Raw genomic sequence first — 23,513 nt, 5'->3', positions numbered from 1 at the left:
GCGCGACCCGTTGGCTCGCAATGACGGGGAGAGCGCATTACAATATCCGCGCAACGACAGGAGAAGCCTCATGGCTGAACAGCGATCGAACCCCTCGCGGCGAAAGATCATGCGCGCGGCGGCCGGGGTTGCAACGGCGGGGCTTTGGTCCCGGATCGCGCATGCCGAAGCGTCGGACAAGATGACACGGCAGCAGGCCGAGTATCGGGACACGCCAAACGGCATTTATAGCTGCGGATTATGCACGCTGTTCGAGCCGCCAAGCGGCTGCAAGGTGGTGGAGGGGGAGGTCAGCAAGGATGGCTGGTGCAAGGCGTTCGCGCTCGCGGATTGAAGCGGCTTGGGGCGGCGCCTGACGCCGCCCCGGTGACTCGCGATGATGACCAAAACCGAATCACAACCCCGCCGGGTCCGCCACGGACTCGATCGAGAGCAGCGGTTCGCCGTGGAGCGTGGCCTCGAATGCACGCAGGCGATTATAGATCGAGATCAGATCGACGATGGTGCTCCAGGAGGTGATCAGATATTGAAACGAGGTTCGGACCTGCCCGAACGCTCTGATGATCTGGTTCATGGTGCCAAGCGTGATGTTGCCGGCCACGATGGTGGGTCCCAGCAGGATGTAGGCGAAAACGGCGTCAATCTGCAGATAAACGATGCGGCCGACGTTGAAGTACAGGAAGTTCAGATAAAGCCGGAAATAGTTCCGGCGAATGTTGATGAACAGCTCGTTGAGGGTCGGTGGATCGGCACGGGCCGTGTCGTCTTCGCCGAGCACCAGTTCCTTGCGGTAGGCAGCTTCGACCCGCTGGTTGAAGAACTCAATGCCGGGCAGCTTGATGCCGATCAACGCCAGCAAACCGGTTCCGAGCACGGACCAGAGCACCGCAGCAATGACCAGTGGATAGGCGATGGAGCCGACCAGCGGCAGCTCCGTGACGCTGCTGGAGAGCTTCATCAGCACCGGCAGGAACGCCAGCAGCGTCATGCTGGCACTGATGAGTTCGACAGCGAGACTTTCCATGGTGCTGGCAAACCGCATGGTGTCTTCCTGCACGCGCTGCGAGGCACCCTCGATGGTGCGCAGCCGCGGCCAGTTGGCGATGTAGAAGTCGTTCATCGCGGTGCGCCAGCGGAAGATGTAATGGCTGACGAAGAAGCGCGTCATCACGCCGGCCACGACCGCGACCACGGCGATGGAGGCGAAGGTCGATATGTGGCCGTAGAACTCCGGCAGCGTCACCGGCCTCGTTTTCGCAAGCGCGGCCTGGACCAGATCGTAGAACGGCCCGAACCAGGCGTTGATGGCGACGTTTACCTGAACTTGAAAGTAAGTGGCGAACAGGATCAGCGCCGAGCCCACGATCGACCATGGCGTCCAGGGATGCGGCGCGAACCACATCCAGAAGCCGGTGAAGACAGCGACGCTCAGCACAAAATAAAGATCGAACCACAGCGAGCGCGCCGTCCAGAACATATCGACGCCGACGACCCCGGGTGCCGACGAGCCGATCAACTCGGCGGCAAAACTGTACCAGAGTGTCATCGCCAGCGCGGTCCACACGATCGCGGAGATGAAGAACAACTTTGGGCGCGGGAAGAATGAGACGAACATTCGATTGTCCTGTCCAAGCTAAAGGATTAGCGGATTAGATGGCTCACAACTCTCTTGCGTTACTGAACGCGAACGACGACACCCGCCGCGTGTTCTCGTCCAGGATCAGCGTCCGCGTGATCGGCGGCTCGGCGCGCTGGCTGCAGTTTTCGCGTTCGCAGAGCCGGCAGTTGACGCCGATCGGCGTCCCCTCGGCCTTCTCCAGATCCATTCCGGCAGCGTAGACGAGTTTGGTCGCGTGGCGGATTTCGCAACCGAGCCCGATCGCAAAGCGCGGCTGCGGCTGCGGATGCGGCGCCACCGGGCGGCGCACCATCTGCGCGATCGAGAAATAGCGGGTGCCGTCCGGCAGTTCGATCACCTGGCGGAGCAGTCGGTCCGGCGTGTCGAAGGTCGAATGCACGTTCCACAGCGGGCAGGTGCCGCCGAATTTCGAAAACGGAAACGTGCCGGAAGAAAACCGCTTGGAGACATTGCCGGCATTGTCGACGCGCAGCAGGAAGAACGGCACGCCGCGCGCATTCGGCCGCTGCAGCGTGGTCAGGCGATGGCAGACCTGTTCGAAGCCGGCATTGAAGCGCTGCGCCAGCACATGGACGTCGTAGCTCAGCGCTTCGGCGGCGGCGTGAAACGCCTGATAGGGCATCATCGCAGCCGCGGCGAAATAATTCGCCAGCGTAATCCGGTAGAGCCGGCGTGGCGTGTCGTCGAGCGGGCCGGCGCGGTTGACGATGGCGTCGATGGCGGTGCTGGATTCGGTCAAACCGATCTGCAGCGCGAGCTGGAAGCTGCGCCCCGAGCCATCGACCAACTCGGAAATCAGCAGTTGCCGGCGATGACGGTCGAACCGCCGCAACGTCTCGCGCATCACGTCGACCGGCATAATGCGGGTGACGATCGAATGCTTTTCGCGCAAGCGCGCCGCCAGTGCGGCGAACAGGCCTTCGGCCGGCACGTTGAGTTCGTCGCGGAGGTTTTCCGCGGCGGTTTCGAGCTCGGGGAAATAATTGCGGTTGGCCTCGATCAGGTCGCGCACACGCTCGATCGGGTTGGCTTCGAATCGGCTTCCCTCGTCGCGGTCGGCCATTTGCGCCGCCACCAGCGTCTCGCCGCGGCGGGCTTCGGTATAGGCGGCGTAGAGCCGTTGCAGGGAATGGGTCACGCCGGGGCACAGTTCGGCGAGGTCGCGGAGTTCCTGCTTCGGCAGGTCGATCTGGCGGAACAGCGGATCGGAGAAGATTTCGTTCAGCTCGGCAAAGAAGCGATCCTCGTCGGCGGTGGCGAGATCGCGCAGATCGAGGTCATAGGTCTCGGCCAGCCGGAGCAGGATCTGCGCCGTAACCGGGCGCTGATTGCGCTCTATCAGGTTGATATAGCTCGGAGAAATGCCAAGCCCCTCGGCGATCTGGGTCTGCGACAGGCCGAGTTGCTGGCGGATTCGCCGGAATCTCGGCCCGACAAACAGCTTCTTTCCGGAATCAGCGGGCATGACAGCTTTCCTGACCCATTTTGTGACTAACTTTACAAAATGACATCTATGACAAGTTTAGATGTTACACAACATCACCATTCAAACGCAAGCAGACTATACGAATTTAGCTTTTTAGCGTTTACCTCTCGGCACGTTTCGCAATGCACTGTCAAGAATGTCGATTAAAGGATCACGCAAATGAACTATCAGCCACGCGGCATCGGCGACCAGGCTATCCAGGGACCGGCTTCCTATCTGAGCGAGCTTGGAGCTGCCGAGGCGCTTCTCAAGACCCAGCCGACCTGGAACGGCGTCACCGCCGAAGCCGTGGCGCGCATGCGTCTGCAGAACCGCTTCAAGACCGGCCTGGACATCGCCCGGTACACCGCGGCGCTGATGCGCAGCGATATGGCTGCCTATGACGCCGATCCCACCAAATACACCCAGTCGCTCGGTTGCTGGCATGGCTTCATCGCGCAGCAGAAGCTGATTTCGGTCAAGAAGCATTTCGGCGGCAAGACCGATCGCCGCTATCTGTATCTGTCCGGCTGGATGATCGCAGCACTTCGCTCCGAGTTCGGACCGCTTCCGGATCAGTCGATGCACGAGAAGACCTCGGTGCCGGCGCTGATCGAAGAGCTCTACACCTTCCTCCGTCAGGCGGACTCCCGTGAGCTCAACGATATTTTCCGCAACCTCGACGCCGCCCGCAAGGCCGGCGACAAGGCAAAGGAAACGGCGCTGATCGAAAAGATCGACAACTTCCAGACCCATGTCGTGCCCGTCATCGCCGACATCGACGCCGGCTTCGGCAATGCCGAGGCGACCTATCTGCTCGCCAAGAAGATGATCGAGGCGGGCGCATGCGCCCTGCAGATCGAAAACCAGGTGTCTGACGAAAAGCAGTGCGGCCACCAGGACGGCAAGGTGACCGTGCCGCACGAGGTCTTCATCGCGAAGATTCGTGCCTGCCGCCACGCGTTCCTCGAACTGGGCGTCGAAGACGGCGTCATCGTGACCCGTACCGACTCGCTGGGTGCCGGCCTCACGCAGCAGATCGCTGTCAGCCACAAGCCCGGCGACCTCGGCGATCAGTACAACAGCTTCCTCGATTGCGAGGAAGTGACGGCCGACAACGCCCGCAATGGCGATGTCATCATCAACCGCAACGGCAAGATGATGCGTCCGAAGCGGCTGCCCAGCAACCTCTACCAGTTCCGCGCCGGCACCGGCGAAGACCGCTGCGTGCTCGACAGCATCACCTCGCTGCAGAACGGTGCCGACCTGTTGTGGATCGAGACCGAGAAGCCGCATATCGAGCAGATCGCCAAGATGGTCGACCGCATCCGCGAGGTCATTCCGAACGCGAAGCTGGCCTACAACAACTCGCCCTCGTTCAACTGGACGCTCAACTTCCGTTGGCAGGTCTACGACGCGATGAAGGAAGCCGGCAAGGATGTCAGCAAGTACAATCGTGCCGAGCTGATGAAGGTGGAATACGACGATACGCCGCTGGCCATTGAAGCCGACGAGCGTATCCGCACCTTCCAGGCCGATTCGGCCAAGCGTGCCGGCATCTTCCACCATCTGATCACGTTGCCGACCTATCACACGGCAGCGCTGTCGACCGACAATCTCGCGAGGGAGTATTTCGGCGAGCAGGGCATGCTGGGCTATGTGAAGAATGTTCAGCGCCAGGAGATCCGTCAGGGTATCGCCTGCGCCAAGCATCAGAACATGGCCGGCTCCGATATCGGCGACGATCACAAGGAATACTTCGCCGGGGAAGCCGCGCTGAAGGCGGGCGGCGCCCACAACACGATGAACCAGTTCGGCTAACGGTAACGATAGGAGACGACCATGACGAACAGCAATTTCTGGGTGATTGGCGGCGAGTTCGGATCGATGAACTTCCACAAGCTCGTGGAAGGCTCGGCCCAGGTGCAGGGTCCGTTCAAGACCCGCAAGGAAGCCGAGGACGCCTGGCGTACGGTTTCTGAAGAGAACCGTCACAAGGCCGGCGTACGCTTTTCGATCGTGGAAGAGCCCTCGCGCGTCTCGGCCTGATCGGCCGGCTGCAACTAGAATCTAGGGAAACGCCAAGGACAGGCGGCCCCATCCGGATTTCCGGGTGGGGCCGCCTGCAATTTGCGGACAGGCCGAACGATCGTCTCCTTCGCCTTGCGCTTGCTTGTGTTCGGTGAGTCCTGAGGCTGGCGACGCCGTAAGCCATTGAAAATAAAAGACCTTTGCGCTAGTTGCGGTTACTGATAGGTTAACCGGGCCCACCCCCTTCAGGACAAAGGCGGCTTGCAAATGTCAGACGCGCAGAACACCGGCAACGAGGCCCGCGAAACGCGACCGACGCGGCTGCGCGACGCGTTGCGCCAGGCCCGGATCGAGGCCGCCGATCGCACCGGCGTCGTCGTCGAACTGCGCGACGCCGAAGTCGCGCGGCTCGAGATCCTGAACGAGGCGCTCGATCCGCTGTTTGCCCAGGTGCCGGAGAAGGTCGACTTGTTCGATCGCGGCGTCAGCCAGGGCGAAACGCCGAGGCTGTGGATCGACGTGGTCGCCCATGTCGTGATGGGGCGCGACAAGCGGATCTATCGCTTCGTGCAGGACACCAGGTTCGGCCGCATCGTGCTCGCCGAATCGCATGACGTGCCCGTCATCGTCGATGCCGTCACCAGTTATGTCGCACGCCGCATGATCGAGCGCGAGCATGCGATGGTGGCAACGCCGCTGGCCGAGCCGGTGGCGGAGCCAAAGCCACGCCGCCGCGGGTTCGGCACGTTCGTGCTCGGCTTCCTCTTCGGCGTGCTGGCACTGTTCGCGCTGGCGTTGTTCGCGAGCTTGCGGAATCTCTGACCGTCATTGCGAGCGAAGCGAAGCAATCCATCTTGCCGCACGACGAAGAGTGGATTGCTTCGTCGCGGTGCTCCCTTGCACAAACGCTTCGCGTTTGTTGCAGGCAATGACGTCAGATGAGTTGCGTCCGCCTGATTTCCTCGACGCGCAGACCATCCGTGATGCCGCGCACGGTCTGCAAGCAACGCCATTGGTTGCCGTCGCGTTCGATCGAGAACAGATTATACGCCGCGGCCGGATAATGCCGGTGCGCCAGCGCCGATGCGGAGGGAACGCCGATCGCAGGAATCTGCTTGTCGGACCCTTCGACCCACATCGTCGAATGGATATGGTCGTGGCCGTGCAGCACCAGATCGGCGCCGCGCGCCTTCAGCACCGCGCGCAAGCCGCTCGAATCGGTCAGCCGCTTCATGCGGGACTTCGAGTGCAGGGGATGATGCACCAGCAGCACCCGGAAGGCGTCTTCAGCCGACAATTGCGAAAGCTGACGGTCGAGCGTGTCGAGCTGCGCGCGGCCGAGCCTGCCGGTCGCCATCAGCGGCGGCGTCGGCACCGCCGAGGACACGCCGATCAGCGCCAGCGGGCCGCGCCGGCGCAGGAACGGAAACGCTTCACCTTCCGTTCCGGCGTCGCCGCGCAGATAGTCGCCGAAGGCGCCGGCGAAACGATGTTGCGTGGCGCGCACATACGCGTCGTGATTGCCGGGAATGACGGTGACATGCTGCGGCGCGCCGACGCCTTCGAGCCAGGCCTGCGCGGGGGCGAATTCCGCTTCGAGGGCAAGATTGACCAGGTCGCCGGTCACGGCGATATGGTCCGGCCGCTGCGCCTGCATGTCGGCGACCAGCGCATCCAGCACCTCGCGCCGGTGATATTTGTGGCGGTTGCGGGTCCAGTTCAGATAACCCAGCGCACGCTTGCCGGCGAGATCGCGCAGGCGGGCCGCCGGCAGCGGCGGCAGATGCGGGTCGGACAGATGCGCCAGCGTGAAGGCTGTCATAGGCATTCCGCCGGCTGGCCCGTGATATGGAGCTGTCGCGCGATCATGCTGAGATATAAGGATCAAACGTGACGTCTGTCCATCCGGGGGATCTGTGACCGCTCTGCAAACCTTGCGAAAGCGTATCGAGCCGCAATTGCGGCAGGTGTTTCATCTTTACTGGCGGATCGCCCGCGGCATGACGCTCGGCGTTCGCGGTGTCGTGCTGGATGCCGATGACAGGGTATTTCTGGTCCGGCACAGTTACGTGTCCGGCTGGCATCTGCCGGGCGGCGGTGTCGAGGTCGGCGAGAGCTTCCTCGAATCCCTGCGGCGCGAACTGATCGAGGAGGGGCGGATCGAACTGGTCGGCGAACCGGCCCTGCATGGCCTGTTCTTCAACAGCCACGTATCGCCCCGCGACCATGTAGCGGTCTATGTGGTCAGGCAGTTCCGGCAGGACCGCCTGCCGGAGCCGAACCGCGAGATCGTGGAGTGCGGATTCTACGATGCAACCGCGCTGCCGGCGGATACCACCACGGGTACGCGGCTGCGGATCGCGGAAGTGCTCGACGGCGTGACGCCGGTTTCGACCTGGCGCTGAGCGGTCGTGAATTACGCCGCCTTCGCACAACCGGCCAAAGCCCGATTGCGGTATAAACGCCCCATGGACAAACGTGATTCGGCGGGCCTGCGATGACGACACCAGCGTTGCGGGTTGCGGTTCTGGTGCCCTGCTTCAACGAGGAAACCGCGGTAGCGACCGTGGTCGCCGACTTTCGAAAGGCGCTGCCGGCGGCCGAGATATTCGTCTACGACAACAATTCAAGGGACCGCACCGTCGAGATGGCGCGCGCGGCCGGGGCGGTGGTGCGCAGCGAGCGCCGCCAGGGCAAGGGCCATGTGGTCCGGCGCATGTTCGCTGACATCGACGCCGACGTCTATGTGCTGGTCGATGGCGATGCGACCTATGACGCCCCGAGCGCTCCGCACATGATCGATCGCCTGGTCAGCGATCATCTCGACATGGTGGTGGGCTTTCGCGTCGACCAGTCGGTCGCCGCCTACCGGCCAGGCCACCGCACCGGCAACTGGATGCTGACCAGCTTCCTTTCGACGGTGTTCGGCCAGGCCTTCAAGGACATCCTGTCCGGCTACCGCGTGTTCTCGCGCCGCTTCGTCAAATCCTTTCCGGTGCTGTCCGACGGCTTCGAGATCGAAACCGAACTCAGCGTCCACGCGCTCGAACTGGCGTTGCCGGCTATCGAAATCGAGACGCCGTATTACGCGCGGCCGGAAGGTTCGGTCAGCAAGCTGAACACCTGGCAAGACGGTTTCCGGATTCTCGGCACCATCCTGAAACTGTACCGGTCGGAAAAGCCGCTGCGGTTCTTCACCGTGATCGGCATCTTCCTGATGCTGGTCTCGATCGGGCTCGCGATCCCCGTCGTCGTCACCTATCTCGAGATAGGTCTCGTACCGCGGCTGCCGACCGCGGTGCTGTCGATGGGCCTGATGATCCTGGCGGTGCTGTCGGTCTCGTCCGGGCTGGTGCTGGATACGGTGACGCGCGGCCGCCGCGAGATGAAGCTGCTGGCCTATTTGTCCCAGCCCGCCATCAACAGGGATTAAGGCAACGCGGAATTTTGGCGCTTCCGCCGATGGACCGCGCCGCCGCCAGATGCTATCCCGCGCCTCATCATGAGCGAACTCTCCGTCACCATCCTGGCCGAAACGCCAAAGGACGCGCAGGCGATCGAGCGCCTGCACGAACGCACCTTCGGGCCCGGCCGTTTCGTGCTCAGCGCCTACCGCCTGCGCGAACACGTCGACCATCTGCTCGATCTGTCGTTCACGGCGCGGATCGGCACGCTGATGGTCGGCTCGGTGCGTCAGTTGCCGGTCTGCATCGGCGATACGCCGGCCTTGATGCTCGGGCCGTTGACGGTCGAGCCGCCGTTCCGCAGCCGCGGCGTCGGGCGCATGCTGCTCGATCGTTCGCTCGGGGATGCCAGGGCCAAGGGACATCGCCTGGTGATCCTGGTCGGCGATGAAGCCTATTACAGCCGCGTCGGCTTCAAGGCGGTGCCGAAGGGACGGGCGACGATGCCGGGCCCGGTCGACTACAGCCGCCTGCTGGTGGCCGAACTGGTCGAAGGCGCCTTCAACGACGTCTCCGGCGCGATCCAGCCCGACTGGACCAAGGCAAGATAGCGGCGCGTCATCCGCAGCCCGTAGCCCGCATGAGCGCAGCGATATGCGGGTGCAGCACGATAAGCAACTGCCGTCAGCCCCGGATATCGTTTCGCTCATCCGGGCTACGAATTCTCGATGTCGGGTCGGTTTCCTATTCAATTGTCAAACAGCGTGAGGGCACGACCCCGCATTGCCGCGGCGCGATGCGCCCGGGCTTTGCGTCACGTGCCGCCCCCAAAAAGTAGAGGGCGCGGGAAAGACCGGGGGCGCGCTGCACCCGCGGTCTCGCGTGCGATTGCACAAAACAAAACTGCACACGAGCATACAGGTTCTAAGAGCGAGCTTCGCTCGTCTCGACCCCGCAAGTGCGGGGCGAGGGAGCACAGCTAAAACTTCAAGTTCGCGAACGCCCGCACGCCGATGCCCTGCATCAGGACTTCGTCCTAGTTGCAGGACTCTGGACGTTGTTCTGACGCGTTTTCTTCACGCGAAAGCGCACGCGTCACAGCTTCTGCGTGATGCCGACATAGAAGCCGCGTCGCGGTCCGAACTGCGGCGCGAACACGCCGATACCTGAGCCATCCCTGATCTGGTAGATCTTGTCGAACAGGTTGACGACATCGAACCTTACCGTCGTCGGCTTGGTCCATCCCGGGAGGAGATATTCGCGCGATACTCCGACATTCACCTGGGTATAGGACGGCACGTGGTCGGTATTCGCAAAGCCGGAGCGAAGTCCGCTGCCGTAGATCATTGACGCGCTGAACCGCGTGCCGTTCCAGAGGTAGGATGCACCGGCTGACGCGGTCAGAGTCTGACTGTGGTCGGTGTAGATGTAGTGGGTGGCGATATAGGCCAGACGATCGGGGTCGAACAAATACTGGTTCGATACGATGTCGGTGCCGAGTTGGCGCGCCCAGGCGAGGTTGCCATACATGCGGAAGTTGCCGTTGGTGTAGGATGCCTTGAGCTCGACACCCGCGTTATTGGCCCGGTCATAATTGAAGCCGGACAACACATAGGCCGCGCCGAATTGCCCGTCGTCTAGCAGATCGCGCGCGATCTTGTAGTAGAGATCGATCCCGACCTCGAGGCCGGGTACCGGCAGGATCTTCTGAACCACACCTGCGTCGAACACGTGCGCCCGCTCCGGCCGCACCGGATCGTTCTGCTGCACGGCAGGCTGCTGCGATGTGCCCTGGACCAGCGTCAGATTAACCGGAGCAGCCACCACTTGCGGCGGCGGCGTGAATGTGCGCGCGTAGCCGGCGTGGAAGGTGGTGCCATCCACTGGCACCCAGCTCACGTTGACACGCGGGCTGAACTGGTTGGCATTGACGTATTGGTACATCTGGTCGAAGCGTAACCCGGCGTTCAAGGTCAGGTTATTGGTGATCTTCCACTCGTCCTGAAGATAGGTGCCAAGCAGCCAACCGGTCTTGGAGCTGGAATCGAGTATGGGGAACGGCGCATCGATCGTGCCTTGGCCTGGATCGGCGGGATCAACGAGCGGCAACACGGTGGATATGTTGGTGACCAGGGAGCGCTCCGCACTCACGGAAAAACCATACCGCAGAGTATGAGCATAGCCGATGCGCCAGGCGGTATCTTCCTGAATGCCATTGATAACGCTCTGACGGTAGACATCGGAGGCCACGCCATTGATGACGAGGTCGCCTACCAAATCCGGCCGAAAGTGCAACTGGTTATAGCGGTTGAAATAGGCGACCTGGTAGTCGATATCCTCCATCGATTTTTGGTAGGCCAATACGTTGAACTGGGTCGTCTCGTACTGCCGTTCATTGAGCATCGACGAATCGAAGTTGGATACCCCGAACGCCGTGAAGTTGGACGGCTGTCCCGGATTATTGGGGATCTGATACGCCGCATTCGATACGCCGCTGATCAGGGTCAGGCGGCTGGTGGGATCGAGCACGGTCGATAGATAGAGAAATCCTTTCTCCTGCGAGGTGCGATCGTGAATCGCTTCTTTCGCCGGCGTCGGATTCTCAATCCCCAGATTGCTCGTGAAATAGCGCCCGGAGACGAAATACTGGGTTTGTCCGGCGGTGCCACCGTATTCGAAACTCGGCGTGATCGTTTGGCGGCTGCCGCCATAGACGCTGACGCTGCCTGAGTTGTTGAAGGCGTCGGTCTTGGTCTGGATGTCCAGCACGCCCGCGGTGCGCAAGCCATATTGCGCCGGCAGCGCCCCGGTAAGCAGCGCCAGGCTTCCGACGATGCCGGTGTCGAGGATTTGCCCGAAAGCCCCGACGCCGTCGGGCAGCATGATGCCGTTGATACGATATTGAAGATTGCCGTGCTCGTTTCGTACGTGCAATTCACCGCTTGCGGCCGAATCCTGCGTTACGCCGGGTAGTTGCAATAGCACCTTGTCCAGCGTCGTATTGGTGCCTTGCGGCAGCGCCTCGATGGCCTGGTGGTTGATCTGAGAGGAGTTGGCGCCGGTTGGCGCGAAGATGTTCTGGCGCGTCGTGTCAAACTTCTCGTTCTTGCCCGCGACCACTTGCGCCTCGGTCTGCGGCGGCGGTGCGGCGGGCGTCTCGCGGCGTACCCCCGTGACGACGCGCGCCTTGGGCCGGCGCGTTGGTTGGGCGCGCGGCGGTGCCACGACCTCGATCTTTGGAAGCGTGGTAGAGCCGCCCGCCGCGGGAGCTGCGGTCTGCGACATTGCAGGGGTTCCCAGGCCGAGCAGCAGTGACGCTGAACTGGAGAGCAGGAGAGTGGTTCTTAACGAGAGCGTCATTGTCCGATCCTGAGAGGCTGCCACCGGAATTCGCGTTATCGACGAACCTTTGGAAGCGCCTTGCCGTCGATGTGCGACGGACCGATTTCGATTTATCCCTTGAGAGTGGCCCGCTTGATGCGAACGGCTTCGGAAGGGCGCATCAATCAATCGATGTCAGGAGGCGGGTGGTGCGCGGGACCGGAACGCCGGATAGATCGAGTTCAGGTGAACGAACTCGGCGTCGGTCGTGAGATAGAGAAATTCGACCGCCTGCGGCAGTTGCAACAGCGGCGGCGTTGCGAACAGCAGGTTGCCGGCAAGCGACATGACGGCGCAGATCGCGCAATTATCCGTCGGTTGCTGATCGGTGTCCGGGGTGGAAGGCTGCTGCTTCTGCGCGACCTCATCGGCCGCCGTTTGCGCGGCTATTCCTGCGGTGTGGGCGAAGTCGGCGTTCGTTACGCCGGTCTGAATCGAAGGCGCGGCCTGCGCCGCCAACCCGTGGAAATGGCCAAACGCCATCACAAACTGGATCGCGAGCGCAAACAGCGCCAGCCGCGAGCCACCTCTGAGATGTTTTCGGAACCAGTTCATCCGGGTCTTCGTCCCAATGTTATATTATAACATCGGAAGGAAAGGGCGATGTCAACCGTAGGTCGGGTGCGCGGCGATAGTTCGGCGCGTGATGTGGGATTGATGCAACGGCGGGAGCAGCGCGTGATGTCCGCCTGATGTTCGACCCGTCATCCCCGCGTAATGGCTTCGCCGTTATCGCTGGCGGTGCGAGCCTTGCGGTGCACTTGCACCGTTGGGCGAGCCTGGAAGGATACGGCCGGGCTGTTCATCCTTCGAGACGCGGCCAAGTGGCCGCTCCTCAGGATGAGGGACATAGAGCAGGCGTGGCAGTCGCGCCTACCGCCCCTCGCGTACCCACGTTGCTGCGAAAGCACCGAGCAGCAGCAACAGCCCGATCAGGCCTGCGAACATCGGCAGCACGCCGACGCCCTTGACGACGCTGGCGTCGCGCATCTTGACGCCGAGCCAGCCGTCGCCGCGATAGATGCCGGAAGCACGGACCGGCACGATGCGGGGCATGTCGAGGCTGGTGCCATCGACCACGCGCCGCGCGTCGCCACCGGTCGCCTGCGCCAGCGGCTTCAGCATCTCGGTGGTCGAGGTGACTTCGGAAAATTCCTTCGGGTTGGTAGGCCCGACATTGATCAGCGCCTTCAACGTGCCGTCGGTCGCCTGCCACAGCCCGAGTTCGTTCGCAGGCAGCGTCGCACGCCATTCGCCGGGATCGCCGACAACAAGGGTCAATTCTTTTGTGGTGCCGCTCGGCGAGGTCACCGTGACAGGTGCGACGGTGTCGGCCATGGTCTGGCGCACCACCACGAGGTCCTTGCCCTGGATCTGCAGGCGCAGCGCCTCCTCGTCGAGGTCCGGCTGCTTCATCAGCCAGTGCGACATCCGCCGCAGCAAGTCCAGATGCGGTCCACCGCCTTCATAGCCGCGCGCCCACAGCCAGATATGGTCCGACAGCAACAGCGCGACGCGGCCTTCGCCGAAGCGCGACAGCAGCAACAGCGGCTTGCCGTCGGCGCCGGTCATGACAGGCGGGGTGACGCTGTTGCGGGTCTCGACGGTGCGGAAGAACCGGCTCCAGTGCGGCGGCTCGGTGGCGGAGCCTTCGAGGCCACGCGTCACCGGGTGGCGCTTGCCGGCGTCGCTCAGATGCGCATAGAACGGTTTTTCGGTGACGCCGACCGGTTCGGCCGGCAGCACCGAATCCAGCGGCGTGCGCCAGATGCTGGTGGTCGAGGCGTAGTCCGGCCCGGCCGATACCAGCACCGCGCCGCCGGCGCGGACGTAGCGGGCGATGTTGTCGAAATAGGCGATCGGCAGCACGCCCTGGCGGGCATAGCGGTCGAAGATGATCAGCTGGAATTCGTTGATCTTCTGCTGGAACAGTTCGCGGGTCGGAAACGCGATCAGCGATAGCTCGTTGATCGGCGTGCCGTCCTGTTTCTCCGGCGGACGCAGAATTGTGAAGTGCACAAGGTCGACGCTGGCGTCCGACTTCAGCAGGTTGCGCCAGGTGCGTTCGCCGGAATGCGGCTCGCCGGACACCAGCAGCACGCGCAGTTTGTCGCGGACGCCGTCGATCGCGACCACGGCGCGGTTGTTGACCAGTGTCAGTTCGTTCTCCAGCGGCGAGGCCTCGATCTCGACGATGTTCGGGCCGGCATGCTTGATGTCGATCTCGACACTGGAAGTCTGACCACTCGTGAGCGTGCGCTCGCTGATCACCTCGCCGTCGCGGCGTATCACGATCTTGGCGCGCTGGTTGGTGACGCCCTGATCGTCGAGCCGGTAGGTGATGGTCTGGGTCTGTCCGACAATGCCGAAGCGAGGCGCCGCCGAAATCGCGATGCGGCGGTCGCGCTCGTCCTTGCGGCCGGTGATCAGCGCATGCACCGGCGCCTGGAAGCCGACAGCCGCGGCGTTGGCGGGAATGTCATGCACCCGGCCGTCGGTGATCAGGAACGCGCCGGCAACGCGATCGACCGGGACGTCCGAGAGCGCCGAGGACAGCGCGCCGAACAATTTGGTGCCATCCGTCTCGCCATCAGCCTGTCCGGCCTCGACGACGCGCACTTCCAGCCCCTTGATCTTCTTCAGGGTATCGACCAGCGCTTCCTGCGCCTTCGCGGTCTCGTCGTTGCGCGTGCCGAAATTCTGGCTCGGGCTCTTGTCGATCACGACGGCGGCGACCGAGGACAACGGCTCGCGGTCCTCGCGGGTGAAGGAAGGATTGGCGAGCGCCAGCAGGATCAGCGCCAGCGCCGCCGCGCGCACCGCGGCCCCGCGCGCGCGGCCGAGCAGCAGCAGCGTCGAGATCACGACGATCGCGGCGAGTGCGATCCACAGCACGAGCGTGGGAACGAGGGGTGTAAACGCGATACCGTACTGCATGCTCTACTGTCCCAGCCGTTCGATGAGGGCGGGCGCGTGAACCTGGTCGGCCTTGTAGTTGCCGGTCAGCGTGTACATCACGATGTTGACGCCGGCGCGGAAGGCGAATTCGCGCTGGCGCGGCTCGCCGGGTGTCAGCGGCAGCATCGGCTGGCCGTCGGGGCGGATCGCCCAGGCACCGGCGAGATCGTTCGAGGTGATGATGATCGGCGAAACGCCGTCACCGCCGCGCGCCGGCTTCGAGGCGGTCTCGTCGTCGTCCTCGCGCGGCAGGGTTTCGACCCAGGTCTGGCCGGCGTTGAAGCGGCCGGGGAAGTCGCGCAGCAGATAGAACGTCTTGGTCAGCACATGCTCGCGCGGCACCGGCTCGAGCTCGGGCACGTCGAGCGAGGAAAGAATCTCGCGCAGGGTTTGCATCCCCGGCGTCTGCGACGCGCCGTTGTCGCCCGGCGGCGCCTCGATGGCGTCGCGGGTATCGAACACGACCGTGCCGCCCTGTTTCATGTAGGCGTCGATGCGGTTGATGGCGTCCTGCGGCGGCTTTGGCGCGCCCGGCACCACCGGCCAGTAGATCAGCGGGAAGAACGCCAGTTCGTCGCGGGCGGGATCGATGCCGACGGGATCGCCGGCTTCCAGCGCCGTGCGCTGCGCCAGGAACAGCGTCAGCCCGGCCATGCCGGCCTTGACGATGGAATCGACGTCGGCATTTCCGGTGACGACATAGGCGAGCCGCGTCTGCGACACCGCCTTGATGGCGAAGTCGTCATTGTTGTCGGCGCGCACCGGGTTGTCGGCGCGCACCGGCGACGGCGCGATCGACGTCGCGGCCAGGATCAGCGCCAGGACAAGCGCTGCCGTCGCGGTACGCCGGCGCCACAGCGCGGCAAGGCCGGCGCCCAGCATCGCGATCACGATCGCATCGATCAGGAACAACAGCAGCGATGACGACAGCAGGATGCCGCGCAAGTCACGCGGCTCGGCGTTGGAGTAGGTGGCATGCTGCGCGTGCAGCGATGACGTATCGAGCGCGGCGATGCGATCGGCCGATGCCAGCGTATTGACGGCGATCGGACCTTCGGCGGAGCCGTAGAAGCCGGGCGGATGATCTGAGGTGGCGCGATCGCGATAGTCGGCCGGCATCGGCTTGGCGGTCGAGGGCGGCGGCCCGAACGCGCCGAAGCCGTCGAGCGTGCGCAGCGGCGCCACGGTTTCGACATTGGCCGCTTCGCTGGCGACGCCGGGGCCGGGCTTGGAAGTGTAGCCGGACATATCGACCAGCCGCCGCAGCATTTCGACGAAGCTGCCGGACATCGGCAGGTCCGACCAGCGCGAGTCGGCGCCGACATGGAACAGGCTGACGACGCCCTTGCCGCGATGTTCGCCGGTGACCAGCGGCGTGCCGTCTTCCAGCGACGCCCAGGTCCTGGTTGCGAGCACGGCATCGGGCTCGGCCAGCACCTGCCGGCTGATGGTGATGTCCTTGGGCACGTTAAGCCCCGCGAACGGGCCGTCGGCGGCGAACGAGGCCAGATGCTGCGGCTTTTCCCAGGTGAGACTGCCGCCGAGCGTGCGGCCGCCGCGGCGCAGTTTCACCGGCACCAGATCGTCATCGGCCTGCGCCAGACGGGGACCGGCGAAGCGCACCAGCACGCCGCCCTGATCGATCCATGCGTTCAGGCGTTCGCGGATTTCCGGCGACAGCGTGCCGACATCGGCCATCACGATCATCGGCAGCCGCTGATCGAGGAACTGCGCGATCACCTGCTGCGGCGCGCCGCGGTCGCCGAGCCGCACATCGGCGAAGGGCTGCAGCGCACGGGTCAGATAGAAGGTCGAAGCCAGTAGCGGCTGCGCGGTATCGCTGGTCGCACCGGTGACGACGCCGATGGCGCGACGCCGCCAGCGCTTGTCCAACAGTTGCACCGCGCCGGCGGAGCGCTCGCCGGATATTTCCAGCCGCGCGATATCGTTGCGCAGTTCGACCGGCAGATCGAACGCCGCTTCGGCTTCGCGGTCCTGCAATCCGAACGCATACCGTGCCTCGCCGATCGGCGAACCCTTGGCGTCGATCGCGCGCACCACACCGGCGGCATTGCCGCTGGTGGTGCGCAGCACCTTCACGGTCATCTTGGCCGCGGCATTCTCGGCGGCGACCAGCGCCAGCGCAGGCGATGCGCCACCCTCGAACACCGTCAGCTTGCGGTCGCCGACGGTCCTGCCGAGGCCTTCGAGGAATTCAGTGCCGCGCCCGGTGTCGATGCCGTCGGACAGCCAGGCGATTTCGGCATCGCCGGTCGCCTTCAGGAACCGTTCGACGGCGGCAAGCGTTTCGACGCGCTCGATCGCATACGGCTTTGGCGCGAGCTGGCGCAGGGCGACCCGCGCGGTGCCGCCGGGCATCAGGGTGATGTCGCGCGCCGGTTCGGACAGCGGAACCAGTGCGACGCCGCGGCGGTCGTTGTCGGCATTGGCGATCAGTTCATCGGCGGCCTTGATGCGGATGTCCCAGCTCGAAGCCGCACTCCAGCCGTCGTCGAGCAGGATCACCAGCGGCGCGTTGCTGCCGCCGACGCCGGTCTGCGGATTCCAGATCGGCCCGGCGGCGGCGAGAATGACCAATGCCGCGGCGGTGAGGCGCAGCAAGGTCAGCCACCACGGCGTGCGCGACGGGGTTTCTTCCTTGGGCCTGATGTCGAACAACAGCCGCGTCGGCGGAAACTCGATCCGCTTGGGCCGCGGCGGCATCACGCGCAACAGCCACCACAGCACCGGCAGGGTCAACAGCCCCATCAGCAGCAACGGGTCGGCGAAGGTGAGGGGAAGCCCTGCGATCATGCGCTTCGTCCCACCTTCACGGTTGAGGAGCGCACGCTGCCCTTGCTCACCATCATGCCCGAGTGCAGGAACAGCAAGAGTTCGGCGGCGGAGCGGCTGGTGGTGTGGGTCGAGAACAGCCAGTCGAGCTTGTTGGTCTCGTTGCGGATCTCGTCGCGATGGAGTGCGACGCGCGCGACGTAATCCTGCGCCCAGCTCTCGGCGCGGCCCGCGGTGATGACGCCGCCGCCCTCGGGTTCGACGAATTCGACCCGGCCCGAATAAGGAAAGGTTTCTTCCGCGGGATCGACGATCTGGATCAGCGTGCCATGGGCGCCGGAGGCCGACAGGCCGGCGAGCATGGTGCGGATTTCCGGCATCGGCGACCAGAAGTCCGACAGCACCACGATCTCGGCCAGCGCCGACGGCACAAACGACGGCGGCAGGCTGGCGCGCGCGGCATCGTCGTGCAGCATCGCTTGCGCCATCTTGTCGATCACGCTGCGGCTGGCGGTCGGGTTCATCAGGCCGGGAATGCCGACGCGTTCGCCGCCCGCGACCAGGAGCTCAGCCAGCGCAAAGGTGACGATCAGGCCGCGCTCCAGCTTGCTGTCGCGCGCGCCCCTGGAGGCAAACGCCATCGACGGCGAGCGGTCCGGCCACAGCCACACGGTATGCGCGGCCTCCCATTCCTGCTCGCGGACATAGAGATGATCGTCGCGCGCCGAGCGCCGCCAGTCGACGTTCTGCGACGGCTCGCCCGAGACGAAGCGGCGATACTGCCAGAAACTCTCGCCGGCGCCGGCGCGGCGTCGGCCGTGCAGACCATGGATGACGTTGGCGGCGATGCGGCGGGCTTCAAGCACGAGACGGGGCAACGATGCGGCGAGCGTTCGGCTTTCACCATCGGCACGTCGGATCGCAACAATCTCCCCACTTTGGTGCTTGGTCTCTGCGGCCATCAACCAATCCGCGTCTTCAACTGCCTGATCACGTCAGGAATGGTGCGTCCTTCGGCGCGCGCCGAGAAGGTCAGCGCCATACGGTGCTTGAGCACGGGCTCGGCCAGATCGAGCACGTCGTCGATCGAGGGCGCGAGGCGGCCGTCGAGCAGCGCGCGGGCGCGGACCGCCAGCATCAGCGACTGGCTGGCGCGCGGGCCCGGTCCCCAGGCGATCAGCTTGTCGCCGTCGCCGTCGGGATTGGGACGCGCCGAGCGCACCAGCGAAAGGATCGCCTCGACGACGCTGTCGCCGACCGGCAGCCGCCGTACCAGCCGCTGCGCGGCAATCAGGATCTCCGCATTCATCGAGGCCTTGGCGAGCGTTTCGTCAGCGCCGGTGGTTTCGAACAGGATGCGGCGTTCGGCGTCGCGATCGGGATAATCGACGTCGATCTCCATCAGGAAGCGGTCGAGCTGCGCTTCCGGCAGCGGATAGGTGCCTTCCTGCTCCAGCGGGTTTTGCGTCGCCAGCACGTGGAACGGTTTTGGCAAATCGTGGCGCGCGCCGGCAACCGTGATGTGCTGTTCCTGCATGGCTTGCAGCAGCGCCGATTGGGTGCGCGGGCTGGCGCGGTTGATTTCGTCGGCCATCAGCAGCTGCGCGAACACCGGGCCAGCGATAAAGCGGAACGAGCGCTTGCCGGAATTGCTCTCGTCCAGCACCTCGGCGCCCAGAATGTCCGACGGCATCAGGTCCGGCGTGAACTGGATGCGCTTGGCGTCGAGGCCGAGCGTGATGCCGAGCGTTTCGACTAGCTTGGTCTTGGCGAGACCGGGAACCCCGATCAAGAGCGCATGTCCGCCGGACAGGATCGTCACCAGGGTGTTTTCGATGACCCGGTCCTGGCCGTAGATGACGGTGGCGATCGCTTCCTTGGCGGCGCGGATCTGGCCGGCGACCTGCTCGGCCGAGCGGACGATTGCGTCCTCGAGTTTCTCGACACCGTCTGCGTTCGCCATGTCTCTCTCCTTCACGGATCCAGAGATTTACGGATCCGGAGCCAAACCGCTTCATGACGCCGCCGATTGCGTCGTCATGCCACGAACCTCATGCTAAACCTATGCAAAGGCCCTGTATTCGTTGAATTAAACTATCCCCACATTATCGGTATTTCGGGGTATGAACGGCATCACGTTGTGGCGACTTGACCCGGAATAATACGGGCGCAAATCGTCCGGGATCGATATCGGAAGACGTGCACCAATCGTGCCAGATCGAAGCAGTCAGACTCAGGTCAAACAATGGCGAAGCAAGGGCAAACCGGCGATCAGGGGCTCCAAGACAACAAGCTTGAAGGCAACAAGCTTGAGGGCAACAAGCTCGAAGGCCTGACGGTAGCCGCGCGAGAAGCCGTCAACGCCACGGCAGCCGGCAAGGGGCTGCCGCCGGTGCATCTGTGGAATCCGCCGTTCTGCGGCGATCTCGACATGCGAATCGCGGGCGACGGAACGTGGTTCTACATGGGGACGCCGATCGGACGGCCGGCGCTGGTGCGGCTGTTCTCGACGATCCTGAAGCGCGAGGACGGCAAGCACTTTCTCGTGACCCCGGTCGAGAAGGTCGGCATCCGCGTCGACGACGCGCCGTTCATGGCGGTCGAGATGCTGAACGAGGCTGGCGACCGCGGCCGGCTCTTGCGCTTTCGCACCAATGTTGACGACTGGGTGCCTTGCGACTCCGGACATCGCCTGCGATTCGAGATGGCAGCCGATGGCGGATTGACGCCCTATCTGCACGTTCGCGCCGACCTCTGGGCCAAGGTGACCCGTGCGCTCTATTACGATCTGGTTGACATGGGCGAAGAGCGGGTGGTCGATGGCGAACCGATGTTCGGGGTCGAATCCGGCGGCGAGTTCTTTGCGATGGCGGATGCGAAGCAGGTGAGGGACGCGCTTTGAACGAGCCGATACGCAGGAAACTGGAGGCGGCTCCGGTCAGTTCGGCGGAATTCTTCGCGCGCAGCCGGGCGCGGCTGAGCTTCGACGTGCCGGCCGGGCTGATCGATCCCAACATCATTCCGAGGACCGGCGATTCCGGCAACGATCGCATGCTCGAGATTGTCGCCCGCGAGCAGCCGGTGCGGCCGGCGGCGGTGCTGATCCCGGTCATCGACCATCCGGAGCCGACCGTGCTGCTGACGCAGCGCTCGCCGCATCTGTCGAGCCATGCCGGCCAGATTTCCTTTCCCGGCGGCAAGATCGACGCGACCGATGCTTCGCCGCTCGACGCCGCCTTGCGCGAGGCGGAGGAGGAAGTCGGCCTGAGCCGCGACTTCGTCGAGCCGATCGGCTATCTCGATCTCTACGGCACGGCGTTCGGGTTTCGCATCCTGCCGACGGTGGCGCGGGTAAGACCCGGCTTCACACTTGATATCAACGAAGGCGAGGTGGTCGATGCCTTCGAGGTGCCGCTGGCGTTCCTGATGAATCCCGAGAACCACCAGATCCACAACAAGGAATTCCGCGGCATGGAGCGTTCCTATTACGCGATGCCGTATGCCGAGCGCTACATCTGGGGCGCGACCGCGGGCATCCTGCGCGTGCTGTATGAGCGGATTTATCTCTCATGATCCGTCCGGTATTGACCGAAGTCGGAATTTTCCTGATCCCGTTCGCGGTCTATGCCGTGTTTTTGATTGCCACCCGTTCCGGCCTGATGGCGACATCTTCCTGGCCGGCGCATCTGGTCGCCAAGCTGGTGCTGGGATCGCTGCTGCTGGTGGTGGTCAGCTTCGTGCTGCTGGCGCATTTTTCCGGGGCGGCGCCGGACTCGACCTACATTCCCGCCCATATCGAGAACGGCAAATTCGTTCCAGGGACCGAGAAATGAGCGAGGTGGCGCGTGCTCATTGATGCGCCCTGGCTCAAATCCGGTGCGGCTGCCCGCGTGCTCGCCTTGCTCAACGGCGATGGCGAGGAAGCCCGCGTGGTCGGCGGTGCGGTGCGCAACGCGCTGCTGAACATTCCGACCGGCGATATCGATATCGCGACCACGGCGCTGCCCGACGAAGTCGTCCGCCGCGCCAAGGCCGCCGGCATCAAATGCGTGCCGACCGGCATCGACCACGGCACAGTGACCCTGGTCGTCGATGCGCAGCCGTTCGAGGTCACGACGTTGCGCGAGGATACCGAGACCTATGGCCGCAAGGCCAAAGTCGCGTTCGGCCGCGACTGGGTCCGCGACGCCGAGCGGCGCGACTTCACCATCAACGGTCTTTCGGTCGATGCCGACGGCCTCGTGCACGACCACGTCGGCGGCCTTGCCGATATCGAAGCCCGACGGGTGAGATTCATCGGCGATGCCGCGCAACGGATCGCCGAGGATTATCTGCGCATCCTCAGGTTTTTCCGCATGCATGCCGCCTATGGCGCCGGCGCGCCCGATCGCGCGGGTTATCTGGCCTGCATCGCCGGGCGCGCGGGCTTTTCTAATCTTTCTGCCGAACGCGTGCGGATGGAGATGCTCAAGCTGTTGGTCGCCGACGGCGCCGAGGCGGCGGTCACCGCGATGGCGGATGCCGGCCTGCTGCTGACGATTGTCGGCAGCGTCACCTATACCGGGCCGTTCGCGGCGATGATATCGGCGGAGCGGGCGCTGGGGCTCGCGCCGGACCCGGTGCGCCGGCTGGCTGCGCTTGCCGTTGCCGTGACCGAGGATGCCAAACGCGTCGCCGCGCGCCTGCGTCTTTCCAACGCGGAAACCAAGATGCTGGATTCCATGGGGCATCGCTGGTGGCGGCTGGCCGGCATGGACGAGTTGAGGGCGCGGCAACGGCTCTACCGGCTCGGCGAGGCACAATACCGCGATCGCCTGATGCTGGCCTGGGCGCGTTCGGGCGAAAGCTTCGAGGCCGCGTATTGGCGCGAATTCGCCAAGCTGCCGCAGCGCTGGACCGCGCCGAAGTTTCCGCTCCGCGCGGCCGATTTCATTTCCCGCGGCATCGCCGAGGGGCCGGCGCTCGGCCATGTGCTGACGCTTGCCGAAGATGCCTGGCTGGCTGCGGATTTTCCGCTTGCCCCGGCAGCCCTTGCCGCTATTGCCGACCAGACCGTCACACGCTTCCATCGCGATCACCGTTTGTGAATATTCTTTCCGGCTTCGCCGACATTTCCGTGGCTCAGCTGCTGTTGGTCGCCGGCATGGCGCTGTTTGCCTCCGTCATCGGCGGCCTTGCGGGCTACGGCACCGGGGCGTTGATGCCGCTGGTGCTGGTGCCGCTGATCGGGGCCGAACCGGTGGTGCCGATCATCGCGATTTCCTCCATCTTCACCAATCTCAGCCGCTTCGTGGCCTACATCCGCTATGCAGACCGTCGCCGCGCGCTGATCGTCGTATCGGCGGCGATCCTCTCCACGGCGCTCGGCGCCTACGGCTATACGCGGCTGAGCGGTGCCGGTGCGGCGCTGGTGATCGGCAGCATGCTGATCCTGAGTGTGCCGCTGCGCCGGCTAGCCAAGCACCACCAGGTCAGGATCGGCGACGCCGCGCTTGCCGCCGGCGCGGTGGGTTACGGCGTGGTGGTCGGCGGCACCTCCGGCTCGGGCGTCATCCTGCTGTCGTTGCTGATGGCGGCGGGACTCGAAGGCGCCGCCGTGATCGCGACCGACGCGGTGATTTCGCTCGCGACCAGCGTCGTCAAGATTTCGGTGTTCGGCATGGCCGGCGTCGTCACGGCGCAGGTGCTTGCCTTTGCGCTTCTGATCGGCGCGGTGGCGATCCCCGGGGCATTTCTTGCCAAGGCCTTTGTCGAGCGCATGCCGGTGCACATTCACACCGCGATCCTCGATGTCGCCGTGATCACCGGCGGCCTGGTGATGATCTGGTCGGCGCTGCGTTGA

The 23,513-nt window shown here is 64.2% G+C and carries 21 protein-coding genes; 12 read left to right on the top strand and 9 right to left on the bottom strand.

Annotated elements, in window-relative coordinates; genetic code table 11:
- Positions 1-70 precede the first annotated feature (70 nt).
- A complete protein-coding gene (locus tag BLR13_RS09365) occupies positions 71-334 on the top strand; it encodes a hypothetical protein (RefSeq protein ID WP_074825225.1) in 264 nt (87 codons plus the stop codon).
- 60 nt (positions 335-394) lie between these two features.
- Here BLR13_RS09365 and sbmA read toward each other — a convergent pair whose 3' ends face one another.
- Both sbmA and BLR13_RS09355 read right to left on the bottom strand, forming a co-directional pair.
- Positions 395-1,615, bottom strand: a complete 1,221-nt coding sequence (gene sbmA, locus BLR13_RS09360) for a peptide antibiotic transporter SbmA (protein ID WP_074825227.1) — start codon at positions 1,613-1,615, stop codon at positions 395-397.
- A gap of 43 nt (positions 1,616-1,658) precedes the next feature.
- The gene (locus BLR13_RS09355) at positions 1,659-3,104 is read right to left on the bottom strand and encodes a helix-turn-helix domain-containing protein (protein WP_074825228.1); all 1,446 of its coding nucleotides are present in this window, start codon (positions 3,102-3,104) and stop codon (positions 1,659-1,661) included.
- 180 nt (positions 3,105-3,284) lie between these two features.
- Between BLR13_RS09355 and BLR13_RS09350 the strand changes: the two genes are divergently transcribed.
- The 3 genes from BLR13_RS09350 (at position 3,285) to BLR13_RS09340 (ending at position 5,957) form a co-directional block, all read left to right on the top strand.
- Positions 3,285-4,925: an isocitrate lyase gene (locus BLR13_RS09350; RefSeq protein WP_074825230.1), complete on the top strand. Its 1,641-nt coding sequence runs from the start codon at positions 3,285-3,287 to the stop codon at positions 4,923-4,925.
- A gap of 21 nt (positions 4,926-4,946) precedes the next feature.
- Positions 4,947-5,153 carry a DUF4170 domain-containing protein gene (locus tag BLR13_RS09345; protein ID WP_074825232.1) on the top strand — a complete coding sequence of 69 codons (207 nt, stop codon included), beginning with the start codon at positions 4,947-4,949 and terminating at the stop codon, positions 5,151-5,153.
- A gap of 249 nt (positions 5,154-5,402) precedes the next feature.
- Positions 5,403-5,957 carry a hypothetical protein gene (locus tag BLR13_RS09340; RefSeq protein WP_074825234.1) on the top strand — a complete coding sequence of 185 codons (555 nt, stop codon included), beginning with the start codon at positions 5,403-5,405 and terminating at the stop codon, positions 5,955-5,957.
- Positions 5,958-6,069: 112 nt separating this feature from the next.
- Here the strand turns inward: BLR13_RS09340 and BLR13_RS09335 are convergent, their stop codons facing one another.
- On the bottom strand, positions 6,070-6,957 hold the full coding sequence (locus BLR13_RS09335) for a metallophosphoesterase family protein (RefSeq protein WP_074825236.1): 888 nt from the start codon (positions 6,955-6,957) through the stop codon (positions 6,070-6,072).
- Positions 6,958-7,051: 94 nt separating this feature from the next.
- On the opposite strand from BLR13_RS09335, the gene BLR13_RS09330 reads away from it, so the two are divergent.
- The 3 genes from BLR13_RS09330 (at position 7,052) to BLR13_RS09320 (ending at position 9,150) form a co-directional block, all read left to right on the top strand.
- Entirely contained in the window at positions 7,052-7,540 is a 489-nt protein-coding gene (locus BLR13_RS09330) for an NUDIX domain-containing protein (protein WP_074825238.1), read from the top strand.
- 92 nt (positions 7,541-7,632) lie between these two features.
- Positions 7,633-8,568, top strand: coding sequence for a glycosyltransferase family 2 protein (locus tag BLR13_RS09325; RefSeq protein ID WP_074825240.1), 936 nt, complete (start codon positions 7,633-7,635; stop codon positions 8,566-8,568).
- Positions 8,569-8,637: 69 nt separating this feature from the next.
- Positions 8,638-9,150, top strand: coding sequence for a GNAT family N-acetyltransferase (locus BLR13_RS09320; protein ID WP_074825242.1), 513 nt, complete (start codon positions 8,638-8,640; stop codon positions 9,148-9,150).
- Positions 9,151-9,634: 484 nt separating this feature from the next.
- Here BLR13_RS09320 and BLR13_RS09315 read toward each other — a convergent pair whose 3' ends face one another.
- The 6 genes from BLR13_RS09315 to BLR13_RS09290 all read right to left on the bottom strand — a co-directional run bounded on the left by BLR13_RS09315 (position 9,635) and on the right by BLR13_RS09290 (position 19,634).
- Positions 9,635-11,899: a TonB-dependent receptor gene (locus tag BLR13_RS09315; protein ID WP_074825243.1), complete on the bottom strand. Its 2,265-nt coding sequence runs from the start codon at positions 11,897-11,899 to the stop codon at positions 9,635-9,637.
- 156 nt (positions 11,900-12,055) lie between these two features.
- A complete protein-coding gene (locus BLR13_RS09310; RefSeq protein ID WP_074825245.1) occupies positions 12,056-12,475 on the bottom strand; it encodes a DUF2946 family protein in 420 nt (139 codons plus the stop codon).
- Between the two features lie 318 nt (positions 12,476-12,793).
- Positions 12,794-14,857: a hypothetical protein gene (locus BLR13_RS09305; protein WP_074825246.1), complete on the bottom strand. Its 2,064-nt coding sequence runs from the start codon at positions 14,855-14,857 to the stop codon at positions 12,794-12,796.
- 3 nt (positions 14,858-14,860) lie between these two features.
- Entirely contained in the window at positions 14,861-17,689 is a 2,829-nt protein-coding gene (locus BLR13_RS09300) for a DUF4159 domain-containing protein (protein ID WP_074831725.1), read from the bottom strand.
- Positions 17,689-18,633, bottom strand: a complete 945-nt coding sequence (locus BLR13_RS09295; RefSeq protein ID WP_074825248.1) for a DUF58 domain-containing protein — start codon at positions 18,631-18,633, stop codon at positions 17,689-17,691. Before BLR13_RS09295 ends, BLR13_RS09300 begins: the two co-directional genes overlap by 1 nt.
- A complete protein-coding gene (locus BLR13_RS09290) occupies positions 18,633-19,634 on the bottom strand; it encodes an AAA family ATPase (RefSeq protein WP_074825250.1) in 1,002 nt (333 codons plus the stop codon). Before BLR13_RS09290 ends, BLR13_RS09295 begins: the two co-directional genes overlap by 1 nt.
- 282 nt (positions 19,635-19,916) lie before the next feature.
- Between BLR13_RS09290 and BLR13_RS09285 the strand changes: the two genes are divergently transcribed.
- The 5 genes from BLR13_RS09285 to BLR13_RS09265 are packed head-to-tail and all read left to right on the top strand — an operon-like array spanning position 19,917 to position 23,513.
- A complete protein-coding gene (locus BLR13_RS09285) occupies positions 19,917-20,573 on the top strand; it encodes a DUF1285 domain-containing protein (protein WP_074825252.1) in 657 nt (218 codons plus the stop codon).
- A complete protein-coding gene (locus BLR13_RS09280) occupies positions 20,570-21,244 on the top strand; it encodes a CoA pyrophosphatase (RefSeq protein WP_074825254.1) in 675 nt (224 codons plus the stop codon). The genes BLR13_RS09285 and BLR13_RS09280 overlap by 4 nt, the downstream gene beginning before the upstream one ends.
- Entirely contained in the window at positions 21,241-21,504 is a 264-nt protein-coding gene (locus BLR13_RS09275) for a DUF6111 family protein (RefSeq protein ID WP_074825256.1), read from the top strand. The genes BLR13_RS09280 and BLR13_RS09275 overlap by 4 nt, the downstream gene beginning before the upstream one ends.
- 12 nt (positions 21,505-21,516) lie before the next feature.
- Positions 21,517-22,758, top strand: coding sequence for a CCA tRNA nucleotidyltransferase (locus BLR13_RS09270; protein ID WP_074825258.1), 1,242 nt, complete (start codon positions 21,517-21,519; stop codon positions 22,756-22,758).
- On the top strand, positions 22,755-23,513 hold the full coding sequence (locus BLR13_RS09265) for a sulfite exporter TauE/SafE family protein (RefSeq protein ID WP_074825260.1): 759 nt from the start codon (positions 22,755-22,757) through the stop codon (positions 23,511-23,513). The genes BLR13_RS09270 and BLR13_RS09265 overlap by 4 nt, the downstream gene beginning before the upstream one ends.

This window comes from Bradyrhizobium ottawaense (assembly GCF_900099825.1).
Lineage (GTDB): Bacteria > Pseudomonadota > Alphaproteobacteria > Rhizobiales > Xanthobacteraceae > Bradyrhizobium > Bradyrhizobium ottawaense_A.
The sequence above is the reverse complement of the archived record's forward strand: the minus strand, read 5'-3'. Positions and strand labels throughout refer to the sequence as shown.

Bases quoted from the DNA above. Each gene is read 5' to 3' on its own strand.
- BLR13_RS09365 (WP_074825225.1), top strand. From the start codon at position 71: ATGGCTGAACAGCGATCGAACCCCTCGCGGCGAAAGATCATGCGCGCG.
- sbmA (WP_074825227.1), bottom strand. From the start codon at position 1,615: ATGTTCGTCTCATTCTTCCCGCGCCCAAAGTTGTTCTTCATCTCCGCG.
- BLR13_RS09355 (WP_074825228.1), bottom strand. From the start codon at position 3,104: ATGCCCGCTGATTCCGGAAAGAAGCTGTTTGTCGGGCCGAGATTCCGG.
- BLR13_RS09350 (WP_074825230.1), top strand. From the start codon at position 3,285: ATGAACTATCAGCCACGCGGCATCGGCGACCAGGCTATCCAGGGACCG.
- BLR13_RS09345 (WP_074825232.1), top strand. From the start codon at position 4,947: ATGACGAACAGCAATTTCTGGGTGATTGGCGGCGAGTTCGGATCGATG.
- BLR13_RS09340 (WP_074825234.1), top strand. From the start codon at position 5,403: ATGTCAGACGCGCAGAACACCGGCAACGAGGCCCGCGAAACGCGACCG.
- BLR13_RS09335 (WP_074825236.1), bottom strand. From the start codon at position 6,957: ATGACAGCCTTCACGCTGGCGCATCTGTCCGACCCGCATCTGCCGCCG.
- BLR13_RS09325 (WP_074825240.1), top strand. From the start codon at position 7,633: ATGACGACACCAGCGTTGCGGGTTGCGGTTCTGGTGCCCTGCTTCAAC.
- BLR13_RS09320 (WP_074825242.1), top strand. From the start codon at position 8,638: ATGAGCGAACTCTCCGTCACCATCCTGGCCGAAACGCCAAAGGACGCG.
- BLR13_RS09315 (WP_074825243.1), bottom strand. From the start codon at position 11,899: ATGACGCTCTCGTTAAGAACCACTCTCCTGCTCTCCAGTTCAGCGTCA.
- BLR13_RS09310 (WP_074825245.1), bottom strand. From the start codon at position 12,475: ATGAACTGGTTCCGAAAACATCTCAGAGGTGGCTCGCGGCTGGCGCTG.
- BLR13_RS09305 (WP_074825246.1), bottom strand. From the start codon at position 14,857: ATGCAGTACGGTATCGCGTTTACACCCCTCGTTCCCACGCTCGTGCTG.
- BLR13_RS09295 (WP_074825248.1), bottom strand. From the start codon at position 18,633: ATGGCCGCAGAGACCAAGCACCAAAGTGGGGAGATTGTTGCGATCCGA.
- BLR13_RS09290 (WP_074825250.1), bottom strand. From the start codon at position 19,634: ATGGCGAACGCAGACGGTGTCGAGAAACTCGAGGACGCAATCGTCCGC.
- BLR13_RS09285 (WP_074825252.1), top strand. From the start codon at position 19,917: ATGGCGAAGCAAGGGCAAACCGGCGATCAGGGGCTCCAAGACAACAAG.
- BLR13_RS09275 (WP_074825256.1), top strand. From the start codon at position 21,241: ATGATCCGTCCGGTATTGACCGAAGTCGGAATTTTCCTGATCCCGTTC.